This window comes from Micromonospora sp. DT201 (genome assembly GCF_049841575.1).
GTDB lineage: Bacteria > Actinomycetota > Actinomycetes > Mycobacteriales > Micromonosporaceae > Micromonospora.
Genome location: NZ_JBNCKP010000101.1, coordinates 1 through 304, shown reverse-complemented (window position 1 = coordinate 304; position 304 = coordinate 1). Strand labels below are relative to the sequence as shown.

The following is a 304-nucleotide window of genomic DNA, read 5'->3' as shown; positions in this document are numbered from 1 at the left end:
CTGAGCTTGTCCGTTTGGAGCGGATGGGTGTCAGTCCGTTGTCGAACGAGCTTGGTCTGGAGTTGTTCGACCAGGCGCAGCAGCTCGACGAGGCGCTGCTCGTACCCGTCGTGCTCGATACCGGCGCGCTACGCGCCCAGGCCCGGTCGGGCATGCTGCCGGCGTTGCTACGTGGACTGGTTCGCATGCCGGCCCAACGTGTCGAGACCACGGGCGGCTCCCTCCCACAGCGACTGGCCGGGGTGCCCGAGGGCGATCGGGAGAAGGTCGTGCTCGAGCTGGTGCGTGCGCAGGTGGCTGCGGT

1 protein-coding gene is annotated in these 304 nt (G+C 68.4%); it reads left to right on the top strand.

Translation table 11 applies throughout. From position 1 onward, the window contains the following. Window positions 1–38: 38 nt before the first annotated feature. Window positions 39–304, top strand: a 266-nt coding sequence (locus tag ACLQ28_RS34590) for a hypothetical protein (protein WP_425690460.1), incomplete at its 3' end; no start/stop codon positions are given.